Raw genomic sequence first — 20,900 nt, 5'->3', positions numbered from 1 at the left:
CGTAATGAAAGGGCAACTAAGACCGTTCAATAAGCTGGCTGAAAATATTGAAATTCCTTAGCGTACGTTTTCGTACCATTGGACTTCAAACCCCTTGTATTAAATGTTCTTGGCCACTATTCATTTACTCTAAAACAGGCTTTGGAAGAAAAATATGGAATGATATCTGTAATTTTATAAAAACTAAAAAATGGAGCCAATTTGAATTCATTTCCAATCCTTTTGCCGTTCCATTTTATTGCCATATGAGTGCAGAAATCATAGCAAACTATGAGGAAGCAGAGAATGAGTCAAAAATTATGCAATACAAGCTGTTATAAAAATATTTGAAGTGCCATATATAAATTTTCCAGAAATCAGACATGCTTTCATTTACATGGAGTTATAGAAAACTTGATCTCCGATGAAAAAATCAATTTAGATATAGCTTAAACTGGCAAAGGGGTGTAAGGGTGCGCTGGGAAATTCCGTACCTTCCTGCAAAGAACCCCTTAATCAATAATTCGAATTTCAACATGCTTACCCATAGCGTTAGCTGTACTTACTAACGTTTTAAGACTTAAATTGGTATTGGCTGGATCAAGCAGGCGATCTAACTGCGAACGGCTTGTTTTCATTTTTTCGGCAAATGTTTTTTTGTTCATGTGATTTGTTTCTAAAAATGTTTTAATTTGCCAAGCAAGTACACGTTTTATTGCTTCCGCACTGGTATCAGCAAGCAAATTTTCTTCTTCTAAAAATTCATCAAATGAGCTGCCAATATATTTATTCATTACTGTCTCCTAGCCTTTCAAAATCTGATCTCGGCGATTTTTAGCTATTTTTAAATCATTAATGGGTGTTTGCTGTGTTTTTTTTATAAATCCATGCAATAACACCATGTTATTTCCAGAGACGGTAAAAAGGACTCTGGCAATTTCTTTGTTGGTAAGGTCTGATCGAACCTCCCATAAATCTTTATCCATTTTTCGAACTAACGGCATCCCTAAAGGCCATCCATATTCTATAGTTTTGATATCCTCCCCAAGAATGGATTTATTTTCTTTAGAAAGACTTTTAAGCCATTCTCTTACAGGCTCATTACCCTTTTCGGATCTATAAAATTTTACTTGTAGTGTTTTCATTATAGTTTATTGTACCAAATTTGGTACATTTATCAATATTATTATTGATTTTGACTCGCATAAAACACCTCGTTTTGCTTTAGCGAGCCTAGGTTTATGTCTTGTTTTTACTTGGTTACAATAGCATCAGCGGTTGTTTGGGCCAATCCGGTTGAAATGTGAGCAATTCCCGTAGCGCCAATCGATGCAGCCCGTTTTTTTAGTTCTAAAAATATTGATTCTTGAGAGTTTGTCATTCCTACTAAATTATAGTTTTGAGCAGTCACTCGACCTATCACTTGAGAATGTTTTGGTAATTGATTTTGATAAATTTTAATTGTCGCGGGCTGAGTGGGTTTAAACGATTGTTTAGAGGTTGTCACAACATCACCCTGCCCTACCATCGCATTCATATCTGCTTTAGAACATCCAGTGAGTCCAATTAGAGAGACTACCACCAGATTAACGCACATTAATCCTATTCTCATGGTGTTTTCCTTCTGTTAACAAGAATAATAAAAACTAAAAAGTTGCTTATTGAGGTCTGTTGAGCACATTAAACAAACGGATTAAAGCGGTCTGTTTAATAATAGCTTGCCCCGTTTTAATACTTTTATCTAAATAAATCAATGACTCATTTAAGGCATGTTCAAGTTCTGCAATTCTGAATTGATAAAGGGCTTCGATATAATCGAAAGCAAGAGAGTTTTCACCCGACAAATCTGTGATAACTTGCTCAATCAAAAGGGCTAGCGCTGGATCATTGAGTTCTTCTTGTTTAAGCAGTACTAAAATTTGTTGCAAACTATTTAATACTTCATTGGTCCGCATAAGCCTTATTTTTTGTAATTGATTCATTTTTTTCCCGAATGTTAAAATAATACCGTCAGATTAATACTCATTCGGTAACCGAATAGTAATCACATTGGCTCGATGAATAGTTGAATGCTCCAAGGTTGCTTTAAGAGTAATCACTTGACGTGATTTAAACCGATTATCATTAGGAAAAACAATTAACTTAAAGAACAAGAACGAATTAGACAACTCTCTTGTGACAGCCATTCGATACATACAAACAAGATCCCACAATTGAGAATCATAAACGACTGTCTGCTCAGTAGGCAGCGCATTATTTGCATTGTTAAGCATGACATAAGTTTGCCAGACCGCTTGAGAAATAAAGAAGGGTTCATCGATTTGAGCTTGTTGAGCAAGATAAGAAATATCGTATAAGCCATTATGACTTATTGGTTTGGCGACTATCTGTTCATCATTCTCTGCAAATAAAGCGACGATACTTTGTGGAGTGAGTGTTTCATTTATTGGATTAACAAGTATACTGGGATTGATCATTTTACAGTCCTAACTGAGTGTGATTAATGCCAGATTGGCGTGCAGGCCAATCTGGTGACTAATTGGATATGATAGGCATAAATTATTACTTATTAGTAATAAAAATTACCTATAAGTAATTTTATAATTACTTTTGAAGACAAGTCAATACTCAATTGACAGCGTTATTACTTATAAGTAATATAAATGATTAGTTTTAATTCAATTAGTAAACAATGACTGAAAAGACCGACTGGGATAAACAAGCCACTCAATTACTAAGAGCGGAACTTATTAAGTGCGGTTTGACTTATGACGATTTAAGAGCAAACTTAGAGACACTAGGTATTCACAAAACAACCAACAATTTAACGAAAACAATTTGTGGTGGTCGTTTTTCATTCGCTTTTTTTTTACAATGTGCAAAAGCAATGGGGTTAAAAAAATTGCAGATCATTGATGACTAATTGCAATGTGCTATTGAATCCTTAGATTTCTTTCTTGTGGTCACTCTTATAACCACTGAGTTATTAGTGGTCACATTTTAAACACCTGCCTTTGATTTCGGAGCTTTTGTCGCTTTTAAAATAAGTTATGAGCGTAGCGAATTCCTTTTAAACAAGATTGCTTTGAAGTTCTCTGCCTCGTCATTCATCGCTCAGTCGCAAATATTTTGTTAACGGAGTGCTGACGGTTTGCAAGGAGGAAAGCGTAGCGATCCTTGCAAATTGTCAGTACGTAGTTATTTTTTTTAGCGACTGAGTGATGAATGACAGAGAGCGGAGTAATGTTTGTGGTATGTTTTTATAGAGGGGTATTGGCGTAGCCAATTCATTATGGGATATAAAGTGATTGATGAGCGAAGCGAATTCCTTTATGAGTTATCCACAGTGTGAATCTGTGGATAATCTCAAGGAAGGATTTTAATGGGACTAGTAGTAAGAAAAGACACTTAACAACGGAAGTATAAGACACTTAAGGATTAAAATGACAATAATTGAACAGCAGTTTTGAACGAAAACAACATCAATTTCACAAGTTATTGTCCGAATGAAAAATAAGTCCTTTGGAGGGATGGGGGCTATTAAACAGATTGATTTTTTATTGGGCTAAATAAAAATAAAGAACAAAGAAGTCCTGTTCACTTCTAATTAATGAATAAACAAAAGGGGATTAAAGAGATTAGTTAATTAATCGCTATCGTAATTTTGCTCTTGGATTAATGAATGGATTCGTCTACGCTGGTTTTCACGTTTTGTGGCTTCTTCCTTTTCTTCTGCGGTTAAAAACTTTTTCATGAGGGCAACATGCGTTTTTGAATTGTTTTTTTCACCCAGCAATAGGTTTAACTCTATAATAGGTGCAGAGACTTCCTGCTGCTCATGGACATATTGATTATAACGCCTTGTGATACGCTTGCGCGCCAGCTTACGCTGCGCTGATAACCATTGTAAGTTAATTCCACATGCCTTAAAAAAGGAAGGCGTTAAACATTTTACGGCGGCCAAGCCTATGAATTTTTTTTCACCATCAATTTCCTTTGTATCAAAACGTTCAATCATGCGAAGATAGCCCGCTCCTTTTAATACGGATAGCGCTCGCTCTGCACGCTTAAATCCTATTCCTGCTTTTTTAGCAAGAAAGTCTATGGTGAGTGAACGAAAACCTTTGGTGATATGAGGAACACCTACTCGTAAACTAGCTAGTTCCGTATAATGCAATAACACTTGGGCAATACTGGCAACTGCTTCACGAGATTCGCTTCGTTGCTGACGAGAAGAAATTCGATAAACACGGATCTCTTTAAAGTAAGAGTCAGGTAAAGTATAAAAGCGACGCCACGCATTCATCGCCCAAGTTAATATTTTAGGCCGTATTTTATGGTCTTCTGGGGTATCAAAAAAACGAGGCTCATTGGGATTATGACCACACCAATTTCCATTTCGATTAAGTCCGCTACGTCTATTGATAGAAATACCTAATGGCTCACCATAGCCAAAATTATGAATTTCAAAGCAGAAACTTTGAGTCTCAGTACTTTTCTGCATGCGCAACTATTCCTTAGCGTTTAGCCAATATATTTGACTTACAGTTAAGTAAACGCTAGGATAAAAGTTCTCAGGATTTATACCAGCGTCACAAATTTAAAGCCCACCCTTGTGGGCTTTTTATTTTTCGTTTTTTATCATAAATAGCCTCGAAACAATTAAATTTTTATTCAAATTAACTGTCTTATCTATCTTTGTCAATGGTTAATTTATACGTATCTTGTTGAAAAATAATAATATATTAATATAATATAAGCTAACGTAAGGTAGCATATTTAAGTATACTATTGTATATATTAATATATACAATAGTATACTATATTATATTTGGTGGATTATTTTTTAACCAAGTAGATATAATTTCAATTATTCTTTACCAAGGCTCCTTCCTGTTTGTGAAAATGAATCTAAGGTGTGAAGCAATAAAGAAAAAGATTCATCAGCAAAATTTATTTCTTTATTTCTATGTAATATAAAAATTAACATTTAGTATTTTTTGGTATAAGTTGGTATAATAAATTATAATTTTTATCTGTCAATATATTTTTGCTCCGTGGAGCAGTCTTCCAAAAGGGTGTGTGACAATCAAAGAATTTAAAGTCATTCTATTATTTGGCTTAAAGTGATCTTATATACTCGGTTGTCATTCATTTGCAATGTCAGATGAGGTAAACGGGGTAAACTAAGGTCATTAAGAAACCAAGGAAATCCTTAAATCGATTGATGCTCTCTCAGTCAAGTTTACAAAGCAAGTTCAATAGCCTTATCCATTTTAAATTGGAGTGGTTACTCGACTCCATTGCTTATGTTATCTCAAAGTATATCAATATATCTTTATATATATTGATATATTGACGTATATATCATACTTTTGTTATTTTTATTACTTAACTATAGAGGATAAAAAATGACAAAAGTAATTGTTATAGGTGGAGAAAAGGGCGGCACAGGAAAAACAACGGTAGCTGTTAACTTAGCCATAATGCGAGCACTGATGAACTATGATACACTTTACATAGATGCAGACAAACAACGATCTGGAGCAAAATTTTTTGAGCGACGAAATGGTAGCGGTGTAAATCCACAAATAACCTGTGTCAATATTTTAGGTAAACATTTAAATTCAGAGTTAGATCGCTTAGCTACACGATATGAAAATATCGTGGTAGATGTTGGAGGAAGAGATTCTGTAGAATTAAGATCATCTCTCGTTGCAAAATCCGTATCAGATTGGTATTCACCAATTCAACCATCAGAATTTGATATGGATACATTAGAAACAATCGAAGAGTTATCTGAGTTGTCACAAAGCTATAATCCGAATTTAAAGACCCATATAATATTAAATTCATGTTCAACTCATGCTCAAATTAAAACCACCGATGAAGCCAAAACCGTAATCACTGAGTCTTTTCCAAATTTAAATGTATGCAAAACTACAATTGGTCATCGAGTTTCTTTCAAATATTCTATATCTAACTCATTTTGTGTCGTGGAATTCGAAGCAAATGAATATAAACAATTACCTGCATATAGAGCTCAAAAATATCTACACAAAGCTAGTAACGATATGATCGCCCTCTATGAGGAAATTTATAAAGAAACATTTTTATCAATTCGTGAAATTGCAAAAAAAGATAGTGAGGTATTAGCATGAGTCTAGGTACACATCACAAACATAGAAATAAACATATTAAACCTAGTTCAGTGGATGATTTTATTGAAAGTGCCAATGCAAACGTTCATTCAAAAGAAGCCGTTAAAAAGCCATCTGCTGATGAAATATTGCTAAGCTTTTCGGGTCGAATAGATCGAGAAAATGACTGTGTGCATAAACCAATTTTATTATATTTAAAGAAAGATATTGTTGCAGATTTGGAGCACTTTTGCCATGGAAATAAACAAGGAATAATGAATTATCTGATTAGGAGAGGATTAGATGAGTTAATTAAAAATAATAAACTAGAATTGGTAATGGAATAATACGACAATATATATTTGTATATATCTATATATAATATACTATACGATATTATACTATACGGTATATCTAAAGTGCTTTCGCACTATAATGCTCGTTAACTAAATAAATTTATGAGGCTAAGAGGGCAATAATTTTTATTATTGCCCTCTTAAGCGCTATTACTTATTACCAAGAAATCTTCTTTCTTTGTAAAAGAGTAATATTATTAATAAGTTATATTTTTAGTAATTTTTTCAAATTGATTCAATTTTTAGTATCTGTTATAAGACAGAAATTTAATTGAGTAATTCAAGAGTTTCAGGATGTAATTTAATGAATAAATTTACGGCAAATGGAAAACAACAATATAAATATTTGACATTAATATCAATGCTTTATATGACGTTTAAATTAACTACTATTCTTCTTATATATAAGATAATTAATATAGGCTCAATTTCTTTTACTGCATCTACTTTGGTAATGCCATTTTGGTTTTTTCTAGGGACAATTATTACGGAAACATACGGTTACCGAGTGTCTCGTCACCTCATTTGGATGGCAATCATTTGCCAATTCATATTTGCATTTATCTGCACTACATTAATTCACGTCCATTCACCAATTTGGGTAAACCAAGCAGCATATGATCAAATTTTAGGAAAACTTCCAAGAGTAGCATTTGCAAGCTTTTTAGCGATTATGTGTGGCGCATTCATTAACGCTTATGTTCTTGCCAAATATAAAATTTTATCTAAAGGAAAATCGTTTTGGCTTCGAGGGCTTAAATCTTCAGCCATTGGCGAATTGGTTTTTACAATTATTGCTTATTTAACTGAATTTGTAGGAATTATGCCAATCCATGATCTAATCAAACTAATGATTATCTCATTTTTAGTTAAAATTGTTCTGAGTCCATTATTAATATTACCTTGCATTAAAATTACAAAATGGTTAAAAAAAGCTGAGGACATTGATATTTATGATTATAAAACTAATTTTAACCCTTTTAAGTTAAAACTTAATGATGAAATTGAATCCTACAAACAAGTAAAAGATACGAAAAACATAATTAATTTTCCACAAAATATTCATAATAACAATATTTCATCACATATCCCTTTTTCACAGTCAGACCATAAGGAATTAAAATGAAAAAATACATCACTCTTTTCTCAGGACCAGATAATAAGTCTTATTTTAAAGAAGAAGACCCAGGTATCGAAACAGAACAACCTCTTGGCTCCTATTCCAAGAAATTTCCTACAACAGGAATGATGTTTCGAATGTTCAAGGCCGGTATTAAATACGATTGGCATAATCCGCCTCAACCACAATATATTATTTATCTCGAAGGAGAAGTAGAGGTAGAAGCTAGTGGAGGTGAGAAACGTATATTTAAACCAGGAGATGTATTATTTGCGACAGATCTAATTGGAAAAGGACATATAACAAAAACCCTTGCAGATGGAAGATCTATTATCGTTACTACCAAAGATGATGAGGCTGATCAATCTCACTCTAATATGTTATAAGGAATATAGCGAGGAGCCTAGCTAAACTTGATGATTGGATACTTCCTTAGTTCCATCCATCATTATCTTTGCTCCTCAGCTCTATATATATATCCCACACGGAAAGCATCTACAGGTGAACATTGTTTAAGAATCTTTTTATTTGTGAAAATTTCAGCCGCTGTTAGCTCCTGAATATCTCCAGAGCTTCTATTTTTCAAGATAAAAATTGACTGTTGTTTTTTTTCAGAAAATTTATGACTTACAATTATATAGTTAGGTTTTTTAGAATCCTCCAAACCAAGATGATGTATAGTTCGTATATCATTTGGAGAAAATTCTTTTAATAAAAGATCATCGTTCAATATTTCATAAATAGATAATGGTACTATTTTTCCAGTACCATTTATCTGCACCATTAATTTATAAACACCATTAGTAATTTTAATATCTTCTATTCGGTAAGCCGGTGTATTTTTCATCTCGATGTGTAGATCTTGATATTTTTTAATAATCCAAGCTAGATATTCTGAGATCTTTAGCTTATTTTTTCCAGTATGCATTATAAAATCCCATATAAAATTAATACTCTTCAAAGATAAGCCTAATCTCGACTACCACCCCTCGGATAATATCATCGCTAGTTAGTATATTCATCTCCAAGTGATTAAGTTCTGGACTTAGTGGTTTAATAAACCTATTTTTTGTATCAGTAATTAATTGACGGACAATGATTTCAGGAAAGTTTTGCAATTTTAAAACAATGAAACTGCCATGATGCGGAATCCTTGTTGGATCAATTAATAATATAGAACCTTTTGGTATGATAGGTTCCATAGAACTATCAGGCATATGCATAGCGAATGATTTTTCACCAAGATTAATGTCACACACTACATATTGGTTTATATTTTCTTTGCTATCCGGCCATATATTTATTTGTGGACTACTAAGCAATGGAATGCTTTTTATAATTTTTGTACTTCCAGATAAAAAGGAGATTGGTTCAAAGCCACGTAATTGATTAATAGTAACTCCAAAATAATCAGCAATTGGTTGAATTGTTGAATTCCGTGGTTGTTTATAAGCTCCAGCTACGATTCTTTGAATAGTAGGCTGTGGTAAATTAACCCGCCTAGCTAATTCAGATACATTTATTTCGTTAATTTTAATCAACTCCTGAAGTATTTCACCTATCTCCCTATTATTAATGGGCATTACATAAGTCATTTTTTTCGCCAGTTACTATTTTATCTCCATTATAAAAAAAGTATTGACATACATCAATTATAATTTATTATACTAAAATATACCATATTATTCTAAATTAATATTAATTATACCAATAATTGCACTTAAGGAGAAAGATGTGTTAATCCTAACAAGACGAATTGGAGAGACAATTGTGATTGGTGATGAAATAAACATCACCGTTTTAGGGGTAAAAGGCAACCAGGTAAGACTGGGAATTAATGGACCTAAAGAGGTTTCTGTCCATCGGCAAGAAATCTATTTAAAAATTCAAAACGAAAAAACAAAAACCTCGAAAGACTCTGAAAAATCATTCTCAGATAAGGACTTAATAGATGCTTCGGATAAGTGTAAAAAACCAAACCAATATACCACTCATTAACAGCAGAATGGAATAAACATGTTGCAATTAGGCACTGGCGAAAAAATACGGATTTCCAATGAAATTGAATTAACTGTCCTAGAGATAAAAGGAAAACAAGTAAGACTCGGATTTCTAGCACCTCATCATATTGAGATTTATCGTGAAGAGATTTATTTACGTATAAAAAATGAAACAGAAGAATTGAAATTATCCATTGTTGGTTAAATCTCCCGTTTTTGTAGCGATAAGGACAATCTAAAGATGACAATGTCAACCCAAGATGAATACATCTCAGTTAAAACGCGTGCAAAAGAAAAGCTTCGTCGAGACTTAGGACCTCTTATTCAATCAGCATTACTCGATCCAAAAACTGTTGAAATCATTCTTAACCCTGATGGCAAATTGTGGCAAGAAAGGCTGGGTGAAAAAATGGAATGCATAGGCACGATGTCGCCTAACAGAGCAGAGGCTGTCATTAAAACAATTGCAGGATTTCATGGGAAAGAAGTAACCCGTTTTAATCCAATTCTTGAGGGTGAATTACCATTAGATGGTTCACGGTTTGCAGGTCAGCTACCTCCTGTTGTTCCTGCACCGACCTTTGCCATTCGTAAAAAAGCCCTTTCTATTTTCACATTAAATCAATATGTCGAATTAGGCATTATGACAATGAATCAATGTAAAATTATAAAAGAAGCTATTTCCGCACATAAAAATATTCTTGTTATCGGAGGTACAGGCTCAGGAAAAACCACACTAATAAATGCCATTATTAATGAGATGGTCGTTATGTCACCTACCGAACGTATCATTTTGATTGAAGACACTGGTGAGATTCAGTGTGCTGCTAAAAACTTCGTGCAGTATCACACCACGTTAGACGTAACGATGACCACGTTGTTAAAAACAACGCTTCGTATGCGGCCTGACAGGATCTTGGTTGGTGAAGTGAGAGGCGCTGAAGCGCTCGATTTGCTTGATGCCTGGAATACGGGTCATGAAGGTGGAGCCGCCACTCTTCACGCAAACAACTCATTATCGGCTCTTTCACGCTTAAATTCGCTCATTACTCGCAGCCCTTATGCACCTAAAGAAATAGATCCACTGATTGGTGAAGTGGTTCATTTAGTTATTCATATTTCAAGAACATCCGAAGGACGACAGATAAAAGAAATTTTGCAGGTATCAGGCTATAAAAATGGTCGCTTCATAACACATCAATTTTAAAGGAGAAATTATGCTTTTTACTCAGTCATCGGCTAATAAAATAGTTCTGTTAATAGGGTTAACGATTTTTCTTTTCCTCCTAACAGATCCCGTCTTTGCTGCAAAAATGGGAGGAGGACTACCCTTTGATGATTGGTTTACCAAACTCCAAGCTTCAATAACAGGTCCCTTTGCTTTTGCAGTGTCTATTATCGGCATGGTCGGAGCAGGTGCTGTTCTTATTTTTGGTAATGACCTAAACGGCATCATGCGAACCCTTGTTTATATGGTTTTAGTGATCTCTTTGATTTTAGCGGCAGATAATATGATTACTGCATTTAGTGGATCAGGAGCGGTCATTTCTACTGACTCAAAAATGGAGATTAGGTAATTATGGCTTTACGCACTATTCCTATTCGACGAGCAGCACATAGACCCCATCTTTTTATGGGCGCTGATAGAGAGATGGTCATGTTCTCAGGATTACTAGCTGCCATTTTGATTTTTGCAGCACAAACCTGGTTTGCCATTTTACTTGGATTAATTCTTTGGTTTTCTACGTTAAATGCATTACGCATCATGGCCAAATCAGATCCCTTAATGCGTTTTATTTATTTACGTCAACGTCACTACAAACCCTATTACCCACCGAGGGCAACTGCATTTAGGGTCAATACCCATTCTCAGGCGAGGCTCTATAAATGATTCCTTTTTTTTCAATAACGATTTCGTTAATTGGATTCCTGCTCTTATTTATTTTATTTGCGCGGATTCGTGCTGTAAATGCAGAACTCCGTCTTAAAAAACACCGGGCAAAAGATATGGGTTTTGCTGATTTACTGAATTACGCATCGGTAGTTGAGGATGGCATTATTGTTGGAAAAAATGGTTCTTTCATGGCGGCATGGTTATATCAAGGCCATGATAATTCAAGTTCTACCGAAGAAGAATGTGAACTCGTTTCTTTTCGTATCAATCAAGCCCTTGCTAAAATGGGAAGTGGTTGGATGATTCACGTTGATGCTGTCAGACGAACAGAACCCAGTTATAGTGAACGCAATTTATCTCACTTTCCAGATCCGCTATCAAAAGCAATTGATGAGGAGAGACGTCAATTATTTAAACACTTAGGGACGTTATATGAAGGTTATTTTGTTATTACATTAACCTGGTTTCCTCCTCTATTGGCACAACGTAAATTTGTTGAACTTATGTTTGACGATGATGCGGTAAAACCTTCTAAAAAAACAAGAACAGTCCAATTAATCGATACTTTTAAACAGGAATGTCTACATTTTGAATCCCATTTATCCGGCACATTATCGCTTGAACGCCTAAAGTCAGAACCGTTTATTAATGAAGATGGCTCCAAAGCCCTCCATGATAATTTTCTTCGTTGGCTACACTTTTGCATCACGGGGATGAACCATCCAATTAATCTACCGAACAATCCGATGTATATCGATAATTTGATAGGTGGGCAGGAAGTATGGACCGGCGTTATTCCCAAAATTGGCCGAAAGTTCGTACAGTGTGTTGCGATTGAAGGTTTTCCCTTTAACAGTCACCCAGGTATTTTGACAAAATTGACCGAATTACCGGTTGAATACCGCTGGTCCTCACGCTTTATATTTTTAGATACTCATGAAGCACTTTCACACTTAGAAAAATTCAGCAAAAAATGGAAACAAAAAATACGTGGATTTTTTGACCAATTACTTAATAGAACATCCGGTAATATTAATAAAGATGCCGTTGATATGGTCAACGATGTTAATGAAGCCATCGCTGAAACCAATAGTGGCTTAGTCACACAAGGCTATTATACAACCGTAGTGGTTTTAATGGATGAACATAGAGAGTTAGTTGAGAATGCTGCCTGTTATGTCGCTAAGGCCATCAATGACTTAGGCTTTACAGCACGAATTGAAACCATCAATACGATGGATGCCTTTATGGGCACCCTACCAGGACATGGGGTAGAAAATATTCGTCGTCCCCTTCTTCATACTTTAAACCTGGCTGATTTAATGCCAACAAGCACCCTATGGACGGGTGAGAATAAAGCACCAAGCCCCTTGTTTCCTCCTTTATCACCACCCCTCATGCATTGCGTGACCAATGGCAATGCACCTTTTCGTTTAAATCTGCATGTTCGTGATAATGGTCATGCTCTCCTTTTTGGACCCACTCGTTCAGGAAAATCAACGTTGTTGAGTATGATAGCGCTTTCCTGGCGACGTTATCCCAACGCTCGTATTTTTGCCTTTGATAAAGGCATGTCGATGTACCCAACCTGTAAGGGAGTCGGTGGCGCTCATTTCACTATTGCAGCAGAAGGGGAGAAGCTTGCTTTTGCACCGTTGCAATTTTTGGAAACGCCTTCGCAACGAGCATGGGCTTTAGAGTGGATAGACACCATCTTAACACTCAATGGCCTGAACTCTACTCCTAATCAACGTAATGAAATTGCTAATGCACTCAACAATATGCATCAAAGCAAATCCAAAACGATGTCTGAATTTTGCTTAACTCTGCAAGATGAAACGCTAAGAGAAGCATTAAAACAATACACTGTTGATGGATTGGTGGGCTATTTATTAGATGCAGAAGAAGATAGCTTACATCTTTCGGATTTCATGACCTTTGAACTTGAGCATCTCATGCGGATGGGTGAAAAGTATGCGCTTCCGGTACTTCTTTATTTATTTCATCGTATTGAAGAATCTCTGGATGGACGTCCAACGCTTATTTCCTGTGATGAAGCTTGGTTAATGCTTGCTCATAAAACCTTTCGTAGCAAAATTGCGGAATGGCTGGATAGTATGGCTAAGAAAAATTGCAGCCTTGTGTTGTCAACTCAACACCCCTCTCATGCTGCCAATTCCGGCATTATGGATAGTATTTCCTCATCAACTGCCGTAAAAATCTATTTACCCAATCCCGATGCAAGAACACCTGAAACGGCTGCCATCTATAAACGATTAGGCATTAATAGTAACCAAATTAATATCATTGCAACAGCTCAACCCAAACGCGATTATTTCTATGTCAGTGAAAAAGGCAGTCGAATGTTTAACTTAGCTCTAGGTCCTTTAGCGCTCTCCTTTGCCGGTGCAACCGATATGGATTCCATTACAAGGATTAAAACCCTTGAATCGCAATATGGAGCTACCTGGATTGCCGAATGGTTACACCTTCGAGGTATCAATTTTAATGACTATCTAGAAAATCATTATGGAGTAGCCGCATGAGCTTTTTATCGCAATTGTCTTTAAAAAAGAAGTCTAAGGATATCAGCAATCAATTAACGAGTGAGAGTCCTTATTTAAATGCCAGACGCACTTGGAATAGTCACGTTGGAGGCTTAATGTCTGCAGTACAGATTTGGCAATTTATAGGTTTGACCAGTCTTTTAGTGGGTTTAGCCTCGGTCGGAGGAATGATTTATATCGGTAGTCAATCCAAATTTGTACCCCTTATTTTTCAACAAGACGGTGGGGGAAACATCCTTTCTGTCACTCGTGCTGATCGAATTCCTGAAGCTAAAGTAGATGATTATAGAACGGCCGCATTTAAATTTATAGAAAATATCCGTGTGGTTACTGCGGATGCTGATTTGCAACGTAAAGCAGTATTACAAACGTATTCATTCTTGGCGGCTCATGATCCTGCAACCCTTAAGGCCAATGATTATCTAAATGCGAGTCCTGAAGTAAATCCATTTAACCGTGCTCGATCTGAAATTGTGCACGTTGAGATCCGTTCCGTATTGCAACAAACAAAGGAATCCTGGCAAGTAGATTGGTTAGAAACCATTCGCAATCGAGACGGTTCTCTTAAACAAAAACCTCGTTTAATGCGCGCAATTGTCAACCTCTATCAAAAAGAACCCACGAATGAAACCACCAATGTAGAGGCTTTGCGTAACCCTCACTTTATTTTTGTTCGCGATTTTAACTGGTCTATTCAACTTTAACTAAAGGCTTAAAAATGAAAAAAATGATGACACTACTGTTGATGATACCGATCATTTCATGGGCGACTACTAATGAAGAATTAGGCGATCAATATTTTTTCAAAAATAACTTACGATTAACCCCTCAAGAAAAAGCAGCCCTTTCTATTGGTAAGAAATGGCAAACAGGAAAAAACACCAGTAAACCAGTAGTAGGCCATAATGGTTCGATTCGTTTTATCTATGGTTCAGGACAAACGCAAATTATGTGCGCAGTGTTGCAAACTTGCGATGTAGCACTTCAACCAGGTGAACAAGTCAATAATGTAAGAGTAGGCGATCCACGATTTGAAGTAGAACCCGCTGTTGCCGGTATAGGACCAACCCAGCAAATTCATCTTTTAATTGAACCTAAAGATGTGGCGTTGGATACAACCTTAGTAGTAACAACGGACAGGCGTGCGTATCACTTTCGTCTACGCTCATCCCGTAAAGAATTTATGCCCTATGTCTCCTTTTCTTACCCTGAAGAGGCGCAAGCAAAATGGAATGCAATACGACTTAAGACACAACAAGAACGAATAGAAAAAACCATTCCTCAAACTGGTGAGTATCTAGGGGATTTAAATTTTAACTACAAAGTTATCGGCTCTGCCCGTTGGAAACCATGCCGTGTTTATAACGATGGCGTTAAAACCATTATTGAAATGCCTAGAGCCATGCAACAAACGGAAGCACCAACTCTTCTTGTTGTACGAAGCCGAGGACTTTTTAGAACATCCGAAACCGTGATGGTGAATTATCGCGTGCAAGGTAATCGCTACATTGTTGACTCTGTTTTTGACAAAGCAATTATGATTGCAGGCGTTGGCTCTAGTCAAAATAAAGTGACGATATGGAGAAGAGCATGAGAAATTGGTTAATTACTATTGTTCTTATTAGCTGCTTGAATCTTATCGGTTGTGTTACTCAATATGGCAATTATGCCAGTACATCGAATCTCTTTAATAAGACGATGGCAAACGATGCGGTAAGTCAATTAATAAGACTTTACCCGCCAGCACATACCCGTTTTACTCTAAAACAACCGATTAAGGATTCATTTGGGTTATCGCTTGTCTCCTTATTAAGGACAAAAGGCTATAGTGTCGTTGAAGTTACAACAAGACCTCTCAACAATACCTTAATCATACCGACTGCATCATCAGGAATCGATTTGTTTTATCTGGTGGATTCACCCATTAAAAATCGCCTTTATCGTGTCACCTTAATGGTAGGTCAGCAGTCCTTAAGTCGCCCTTATTTAGTACACAATAATCAATTAGTAGCATCAGGCTATTGGGTAAGAAAGGAGTAAATAAAATGGCAAAAAAAATTGACCCCATGTCGCCTAATGCCTCACCTAATGTCCTGACTCATTCAGGGGTGCGTCGTGTAAACAATAGCCCTCTTTTTATAGTCATAGGCGTGCTTTGTCTATTTGTGATAATTATCGTATTCGTGGCAGTAAAGCGTGCCAACCCACAAAAACAAACCCAAGAACCCCCTAAAGTCGTGCATAACAGTGACAGTTCGATGATGGCTGAAGAAATAGTTGCAGGTCATAAAGGAGGGATTATTCCCTCACACATAAAGTCTCATGAAAAAACAGCCTTAGCTCTGCCAGTGGCTACACTTGAAAATCCAGACGAGCCACCTCGTCCACCCCGTTTAAGACCTCCTCGTCTTAGGACAAACGAAAAACAACTCGAAATTGAAAACAATGAGCTTGAACGCATTAGAAAATTAAAAATTGAGCAATTTGAAGCAGCTATAAAAGGAAAAATGATTCTTTCTCGCTCGATTAAAAGCCCATCACGACCTAGCGCAGAGAATTCTAACGATGAAACCATTAATAAATTAATGGAAGTGAAGCATCAAATTGAACAGGAGCAGGAAGGGGATTTAACCGCCACTTTTCAAGCTCGTTTGCAACAAATACGCGCTACAATGAACGGTGGGGTTAACCCCGATAGTCCCATGCTTTTACCCACACAATCCACGGAAGGACAACACCCCTCAACTGATCGTTGGTCATTAAATGCACGTGTTGAATCCCCACGCTCACCTTATGAATTAAGAACAGGTTCAGTTATTCCAGGTTTGATGATAAGTGGTGTTAAATCAGCCTTACCAGGTCAAATCATTGGACAGGTTCGGGAAAATGTTTATGACACAGCAACAGGTAAATACCTTCTCATTCCAATGGGAACCCGTTTATACGGTATTTATTCCAACCAAATTCTTTATGGCCAAGAAACCTTATTAGTTGCTTGGCAGCGCATGATTTTTCCTGATGGAAAAGCACTCGATATGGGTTCAATGCCAGGGGCGGATAGTGCAGGGTATGCAGGATTTCACGATCAGGTAAATAATCATTATCTACGCATTTTTGGCTCCGCGCTGCTTATGTCAGGCATTACTGCTGGCATTAGTTACAGTCAAAATCAGAATCAATATGCCAATCGCTTTAATACGCAGCCAACCGCAAGCAGTGTAATGAGTGAAGCATTAGGACAGCAATTAGGTCAAGTCACCGCTCAAATGATCGCCAAAAATTTAGATATAGCCCCCTCACTAAAAATTCGGCCAGGCTATCGATTCAACATTATGGTGGTTAAAGACATGACGTTTTCAAAACCTTATCAATCCTTTGACTATTAAGGAGAAAAGCATGCTGGTTAAAAAATACTTTAGAGTAGGACTTATCTTGACAGGACTATGCGAGATCATTTTAACAAATGATCTCTATGCCAACATGCCTGTTTTTGATGCGCTTAATCTGGCCCAAAATATCGCCATAAAATTAAAGCAAATCGATCAATATAAAAATCAACTTAATCAATATAAAACGATGCTTGAAAACTCTAAAAAGCTTGATTCATACACGTGGAGCCAGGCTAACACAACAATTGATAATTTACTCAGTGCTACAAATGCATTAAATCAATATAAAGCGCAGGCGGGAAGTATGGATGCTTATTTATCTCGTTTTCAAAATGCCGATTATTATCGCTCAACATCTTGTTTTAACGGTAATTGTTCTCAAGCCGAATTAAATGCACTTCATCAACATGAAATCGATGTCTCAAAAGCTCAAAAATACGCGAATGACGCGATGCTTCGCGGCATTGAACAACAACAATTAGCACTTAAAAAAGACGCCAATCAATTGACCAAATTGCAACAACAATCACAAACTGCCGAAGGACAAATGGCCGCAATTCAAGCAGCTAATCAATTGGCAAGTGAACAAACTAATCAACTGATGCAAATTCGAGGACTCTTAATCACAGAGCAAACTGCTGCTGCAACAAGAGCGTCAGTAGTTGCTGATCGCGAAGCCTTGCAAGCGGCTGCCGATGAGCGGTTTCGCGCAGGCAGCTTTCAACGAAGTATCCCAAAGTCCTGGTAACTCATTAAAAAGGAAAAAAATGAACCATTTATTTTTATTGGCCTTATTAACCTGTCTTACTACGAGTTGTGATAACACTCATTTAGACAGTAAAAAACTATCGTGCCAGTCTATCCCCAAAAATCTCTCTCAAGCGAAGCAACAAGCCATTGCCGACACTTGTTTTCGTCGGGGCAGCTTTAAGAAAAGCGCTGAAAAGCAGTGGTGACTATGAAAAAACAATACAAAAAGAAATTTATTGCGCTAACGCTTTTCTTTACTCCAATCCAAAGTCAGGCCGCCACCTCCAAAATGGATAGTGCCAATCTTTTTGATATTTTGATTCAACGCTTTGCCGATACTGCCTCATTTTGGAGCGATAAATTGGTTGGCTATGGGCAATGGCTCTTTTGGGGATTGGTTTTACTAAGTATGACCTGGACCTATAGCATGATGGCGTTAAGGAAAGCAGATATTCAGGAGTTTTTCGCTGAAACCGTTCGTTTTCTAGTAATGACAGGGTTTTTCTTATGGCTTTTAATCAATGGATCGGCTATTGCGACAGCCGTTATTGATTCATGTCGCAAAATTGCTGCGGATGCAACAGGACTTTCTAATTCAATTTCACCTTCTGGCATTGTTGATATTGGGTTTGACATTGCTTTTAAGGTCGTTGACATGTCCTCCATTTGGTCCCCAGGCGCATCCATTGTGGGTTTATTTATAGCAACAATCATTTTAATTGTACTTACCTTAGTTGGCATCAATATGTTGCTAATGCTCGTCACAGCCTGGATAACAACGTATACGGGTATTTTTCTGTTGGGTTTTGGTGGCGGACAATGGACACAAGATATTGCCATTAATTACTACAAATCAGTACTCACTATCGGTATGGAACTCTTTATGATGATTATTCTTGTCGGTATTGGAAAGTCATTTATTGATCAATTTTATACTGTTATGACAAATGACATATCGATTAAAGAACTTTTTATCATGCTTGTTGTCTCCATCATTCTTTTAGGACTTATTAATAAAATTCCTCCAAAGATTAGCGGAATCATTGGTGGAGGGTCCGGTGGAATGAGTAGTGGTGGAATGGGTCTAGGTGCGGCATTAGGTGCTGCCGGTGCCGCTGCGACTGCAGGTGTCGCAGCAGGTAACGCCTTTATGGGAGCAGCCTCTAATATAGCCGGCGGTGCCTCGGCTTTAAAAGCGGCTTTTCAATCGGCTCAACAAAGCCTCTCATCAGGCTCATCCAGCGGAACATCATCATCGAGTTTATCTCAAAATCTCGCATCAGCGATGGGTAGCGCATCCCAATTTGCAGGACAAATGGGGGCAAGCCTCGCAAAAGGGGCTGTCCAAACCATGAAAGACAAAGTTGATTCAATGAGAGAGAGTGCAGGGGAGCGAATTGCGGCAACCTTCGGCGGACAAATTGCTTCTTCTATTAATGCCATGGCATCAGAAGGAAGCAGCGCAAAAGAGGCGAGTATTCTCGATTCGGCTAGTAACGACAACTCGTTAAACGAACAATTTGATGGCGGCAGCCTTAGCGCTGGGCAGAGGGGTAGCGCTCACGGTTTAAATGACGCATTGAATCAACAAACCACAGTTTAGGAGGAAGAGAATGCCTTTTATCGATTTACCTCCTCAACAACAAGAACTTGCTGTGTGTTCGATTATAGCGGCTATTAAATATGAAGTCCCCGTCAACATTGTCTTGGCAGTTGCTGAAAAAGAAGCGGGAAAACCTGGCCAATGGGTTAAAAATACCAATGGCACCTACGATGTTGGACCCATGCAATTTAATACGCACTATTTAGAAGAATTAAAAAAATTTGGCATCACTGCTAACGATGTGTCGCAAGGAGGTTGCTATTCGTATGATTTAGCAGCCTGGCGTCTTCGCACGCATTTAGCAAACGACAAAAAGGACTTATGGACCCGTGCGGCTAATTATCATTCCAGAACACCTAAATATAACCACATTTATCGCGCTGATTTAATAAAAAAAGCAGCGAAATGGCAACACTGGATTCAAAAGCACTTTAATACGTACTCGGTGACTCATCCAGGCCACGCGCCTTTACAATTGATACGAGGATAAAAATTGAAAACCAAACGAAATAATGCCATTGGACCTCAAATTCGAGAAACCAAAACAAGAGACTTAAAAATCCCATTGATTGCATTTCTTTCAATGATCGCTGGTTTGCAAGCAGCCACACAATACTTTGCTTACTTATTTAATTATCAAGCACTGCTCGGCCATTCTTTTTTTAAATTATATGTCCCCTGGTCTATTTTAGTCTGGAGTAAGCAATGGTATTTAAATTACCCTCATACTTTCATGCTCGCTGGCAGCTTAGGCATTTTGGTTTGTGGTACGGGGCTTATCGTTTGTGTAGTCATCAAGAAAATGAATGCTAACTCAACAAAAGTCAGCCAATACTTACACGGTTCAGCCAGGTGGGCTGATAAAACGGATATTCAGCAAGCAGGCTTGCTAAACAATCAAGGAGTATATGTTGGGGCATGGTTAGATGAAAAAGGACATCTTCATTATCTGCGTCACAATGGACCTGAGCATGTGCTAACGTATGCACCCACTCGCTCTGGAAAAGGTGTTGGGCTAGTGGTTCCTACTTTATTATCTTGGTCATCCAGTACTGTTATTACCGACTTGAAAGGAGAGCTATGGGCTTTAACCGCGGGTTGG

Annotated in this window: 28 protein-coding genes; 20 read left to right on the top strand and 8 right to left on the bottom strand. The window is 37.1% G+C overall.

All coding sequences use genetic code 11. The features are described 5' to 3' along the window. Positions 1-491: 491 nt before the first annotated feature. From T345_RS0110010 to T345_RS0109990, 5 genes are all read right to left on the bottom strand, one after another. Entirely contained in the window at positions 492-773 is a 282-nt protein-coding gene (locus T345_RS0110010) for an XRE family transcriptional regulator (protein WP_028389233.1), read from the bottom strand. Positions 774-782: 9 nt separating this feature from the next. Then, positions 783-1,124 carry a type II toxin-antitoxin system RelE/ParE family toxin gene (locus T345_RS0110005; protein WP_028389232.1) on the bottom strand — a complete coding sequence of 114 codons (342 nt, stop codon included), beginning with the start codon at positions 1,122-1,124 and terminating at the stop codon, positions 783-785. A gap of 107 nt (positions 1,125-1,231) precedes the next feature. After that, complete coding sequence (locus tag T345_RS0110000; RefSeq protein ID WP_028389231.1) at positions 1,232-1,591, bottom strand: hypothetical protein; 360 nt, start codon at positions 1,589-1,591, stop codon at positions 1,232-1,234. A 46-nt stretch (positions 1,592-1,637) separates the two neighbouring features. Continuing rightward, a complete protein-coding gene (locus T345_RS0109995; RefSeq protein WP_028389230.1) occupies positions 1,638-1,961 on the bottom strand; it encodes a hypothetical protein in 324 nt (107 codons plus the stop codon). 33 nt (positions 1,962-1,994) lie between these two features. Beyond that, on the bottom strand, positions 1,995-2,456 hold the full coding sequence (locus T345_RS0109990; protein WP_028389229.1) for a hypothetical protein: 462 nt from the start codon (positions 2,454-2,456) through the stop codon (positions 1,995-1,997). Positions 2,457-2,671: 215 nt separating this feature from the next. Here T345_RS0109990 and T345_RS0109985 point away from each other — a divergent pair, with 215 nt between their 5' ends. Continuing rightward, positions 2,672-2,902, top strand: coding sequence for a DUF6471 domain-containing protein (locus T345_RS0109985; protein WP_028389228.1), 231 nt, complete (start codon positions 2,672-2,674; stop codon positions 2,900-2,902). Between the two features lie 723 nt (positions 2,903-3,625). On the opposite strand, the gene T345_RS14625 is transcribed toward T345_RS0109985, so the two are convergent. Next, entirely contained in the window at positions 3,626-4,483 is an 858-nt protein-coding gene (locus T345_RS14625; RefSeq protein WP_051555235.1) for a hypothetical protein, read from the bottom strand. A 907-nt stretch (positions 4,484-5,390) separates the two neighbouring features. Here T345_RS14625 and T345_RS14085 point away from each other — a divergent pair. From T345_RS14085 to T345_RS14620, 4 genes are all read left to right on the top strand, one after another. Beyond that, positions 5,391-6,140, top strand: coding sequence for an AAA family ATPase (locus T345_RS14085; RefSeq protein ID WP_051555234.1), 750 nt, complete (start codon positions 5,391-5,393; stop codon positions 6,138-6,140). After that, a complete protein-coding gene (locus tag T345_RS0109970) occupies positions 6,137-6,466 on the top strand; it encodes a hypothetical protein (protein ID WP_028389227.1) in 330 nt (109 codons plus the stop codon). The genes T345_RS14085 and T345_RS0109970 overlap by 4 nt, the downstream gene beginning before the upstream one ends. Positions 6,467-6,779: 313 nt before the next feature. Continuing rightward, entirely contained in the window at positions 6,780-7,601 is an 822-nt protein-coding gene (locus T345_RS0109965) for a queuosine precursor transporter (RefSeq protein ID WP_028389226.1), read from the top strand. Then, positions 7,598-7,981, top strand: coding sequence for a cupin domain-containing protein (locus tag T345_RS14620; protein WP_051555233.1), 384 nt, complete (start codon positions 7,598-7,600; stop codon positions 7,979-7,981). The genes T345_RS0109965 and T345_RS14620 overlap by 4 nt, the downstream gene beginning before the upstream one ends. 62 nt (positions 7,982-8,043) lie before the next feature. Here the strand turns inward: T345_RS14620 and T345_RS0109955 are convergent, their stop codons facing one another. Continuing rightward, on the bottom strand, positions 8,044-8,523 hold the full coding sequence (locus tag T345_RS0109955) for a hypothetical protein (RefSeq protein WP_131777811.1): 480 nt from the start codon (positions 8,521-8,523) through the stop codon (positions 8,044-8,046). Positions 8,524-8,542: 19 nt separating this feature from the next. Further along, on the bottom strand, positions 8,543-9,190 hold the full coding sequence (locus T345_RS14615; RefSeq protein ID WP_051555232.1) for a LexA family protein: 648 nt from the start codon (positions 9,188-9,190) through the stop codon (positions 8,543-8,545). Positions 9,191-9,329: 139 nt separating this feature from the next. On the opposite strand from T345_RS14615, the gene csrA reads away from it, so the two are divergent. The 15 genes from csrA to T345_RS14060 form a co-directional block, all read left to right on the top strand. After that, positions 9,330-9,593: a carbon storage regulator CsrA gene (csrA, locus tag T345_RS14070; RefSeq protein WP_051555231.1), complete on the top strand. Its 264-nt coding sequence runs from the start codon at positions 9,330-9,332 to the stop codon at positions 9,591-9,593. A gap of 18 nt (positions 9,594-9,611) precedes the next feature. After that, positions 9,612-9,800, top strand: coding sequence for a carbon storage regulator (locus T345_RS0109940; RefSeq protein ID WP_028389224.1), 189 nt, complete (start codon positions 9,612-9,614; stop codon positions 9,798-9,800). Positions 9,801-9,842: 42 nt separating this feature from the next. Next, complete coding sequence (trbB, locus tag T345_RS0109935) at positions 9,843-10,802, top strand: P-type conjugative transfer ATPase TrbB (protein WP_028389223.1); 960 nt, start codon at positions 9,843-9,845, stop codon at positions 10,800-10,802. A 10-nt stretch (positions 10,803-10,812) separates the two neighbouring features. Further along, on the top strand, positions 10,813-11,172 hold the full coding sequence (locus tag T345_RS0109930) for a TrbC/VirB2 family protein (protein ID WP_028389222.1): 360 nt from the start codon (positions 10,813-10,815) through the stop codon (positions 11,170-11,172). A 2-nt stretch (positions 11,173-11,174) separates the two neighbouring features. Continuing rightward, positions 11,175-11,486, top strand: a complete 312-nt coding sequence (locus T345_RS0109925; RefSeq protein ID WP_028389221.1) for a conjugal transfer protein TrbD — start codon at positions 11,175-11,177, stop codon at positions 11,484-11,486. Further along, the gene (locus T345_RS0109920; protein WP_028389220.1) at positions 11,483-14,035 is read left to right on the top strand and encodes a VirB4 family type IV secretion/conjugal transfer ATPase; all 2,553 of its coding nucleotides are present in this window, start codon (positions 11,483-11,485) and stop codon (positions 14,033-14,035) included. The genes T345_RS0109925 and T345_RS0109920 overlap by 4 nt, the downstream gene beginning before the upstream one ends. Next, complete coding sequence (locus tag T345_RS0109915) at positions 14,032-14,760, top strand: VirB8/TrbF family protein (RefSeq protein WP_028389219.1); 729 nt, start codon at positions 14,032-14,034, stop codon at positions 14,758-14,760. Before T345_RS0109920 ends, T345_RS0109915 begins: the two co-directional genes overlap by 4 nt. Before the next feature lie 14 nt (positions 14,761-14,774). Then, a complete protein-coding gene (gene trbG / locus T345_RS0109910; protein ID WP_028389218.1) occupies positions 14,775-15,650 on the top strand; it encodes a P-type conjugative transfer protein TrbG in 876 nt (291 codons plus the stop codon). Then, positions 15,647-16,096: a hypothetical protein gene (locus tag T345_RS0109905; RefSeq protein ID WP_028389217.1), complete on the top strand. Its 450-nt coding sequence runs from the start codon at positions 15,647-15,649 to the stop codon at positions 16,094-16,096. The genes trbG and T345_RS0109905 overlap by 4 nt, the downstream gene beginning before the upstream one ends. A 5-nt stretch (positions 16,097-16,101) precedes the next feature. Continuing rightward, the gene (locus T345_RS0109900; RefSeq protein ID WP_028389216.1) at positions 16,102-17,442 is read left to right on the top strand and encodes a TrbI/VirB10 family protein; all 1,341 of its coding nucleotides are present in this window, start codon (positions 16,102-16,104) and stop codon (positions 17,440-17,442) included. Positions 17,443-17,452: 10 nt separating this feature from the next. Next, entirely contained in the window at positions 17,453-18,193 is a 741-nt protein-coding gene (trbJ, locus tag T345_RS0109895; RefSeq protein ID WP_051555230.1) for a P-type conjugative transfer protein TrbJ, read from the top strand. Positions 18,194-18,212: 19 nt separating this feature from the next. Beyond that, on the top strand, positions 18,213-18,401 hold the full coding sequence (trbK, locus tag T345_RS0109890) for an entry exclusion lipoprotein TrbK (RefSeq protein ID WP_028389214.1): 189 nt from the start codon (positions 18,213-18,215) through the stop codon (positions 18,399-18,401). Positions 18,402-18,403: 2 nt separating this feature from the next. Next, positions 18,404-19,798 carry a P-type conjugative transfer protein TrbL gene (gene trbL, locus T345_RS0109885; protein ID WP_028389213.1) on the top strand — a complete coding sequence of 465 codons (1,395 nt, stop codon included), beginning with the start codon at positions 18,404-18,406 and terminating at the stop codon, positions 19,796-19,798. 10 nt (positions 19,799-19,808) lie between these two features. After that, complete coding sequence (locus T345_RS14065; RefSeq protein WP_084273787.1) at positions 19,809-20,288, top strand: transglycosylase SLT domain-containing protein; 480 nt, start codon at positions 19,809-19,811, stop codon at positions 20,286-20,288. A gap of 3 nt (positions 20,289-20,291) precedes the next feature. After that, the coding region (locus T345_RS14060; RefSeq protein WP_035918743.1) for a type IV secretory system conjugative DNA transfer family protein at positions 20,292-20,900 on the top strand (609 nt) is incomplete at its 3' end.

The sequence above is a fragment of the Legionella fairfieldensis ATCC 49588 genome (genome assembly GCF_000621525.1).
Taxonomy (GTDB): domain Bacteria; phylum Pseudomonadota; class Gammaproteobacteria; order Legionellales; family Legionellaceae; genus Tatlockia; species Tatlockia fairfieldensis.
This window is presented reverse-complemented; position numbering and strand designations above follow the sequence as displayed.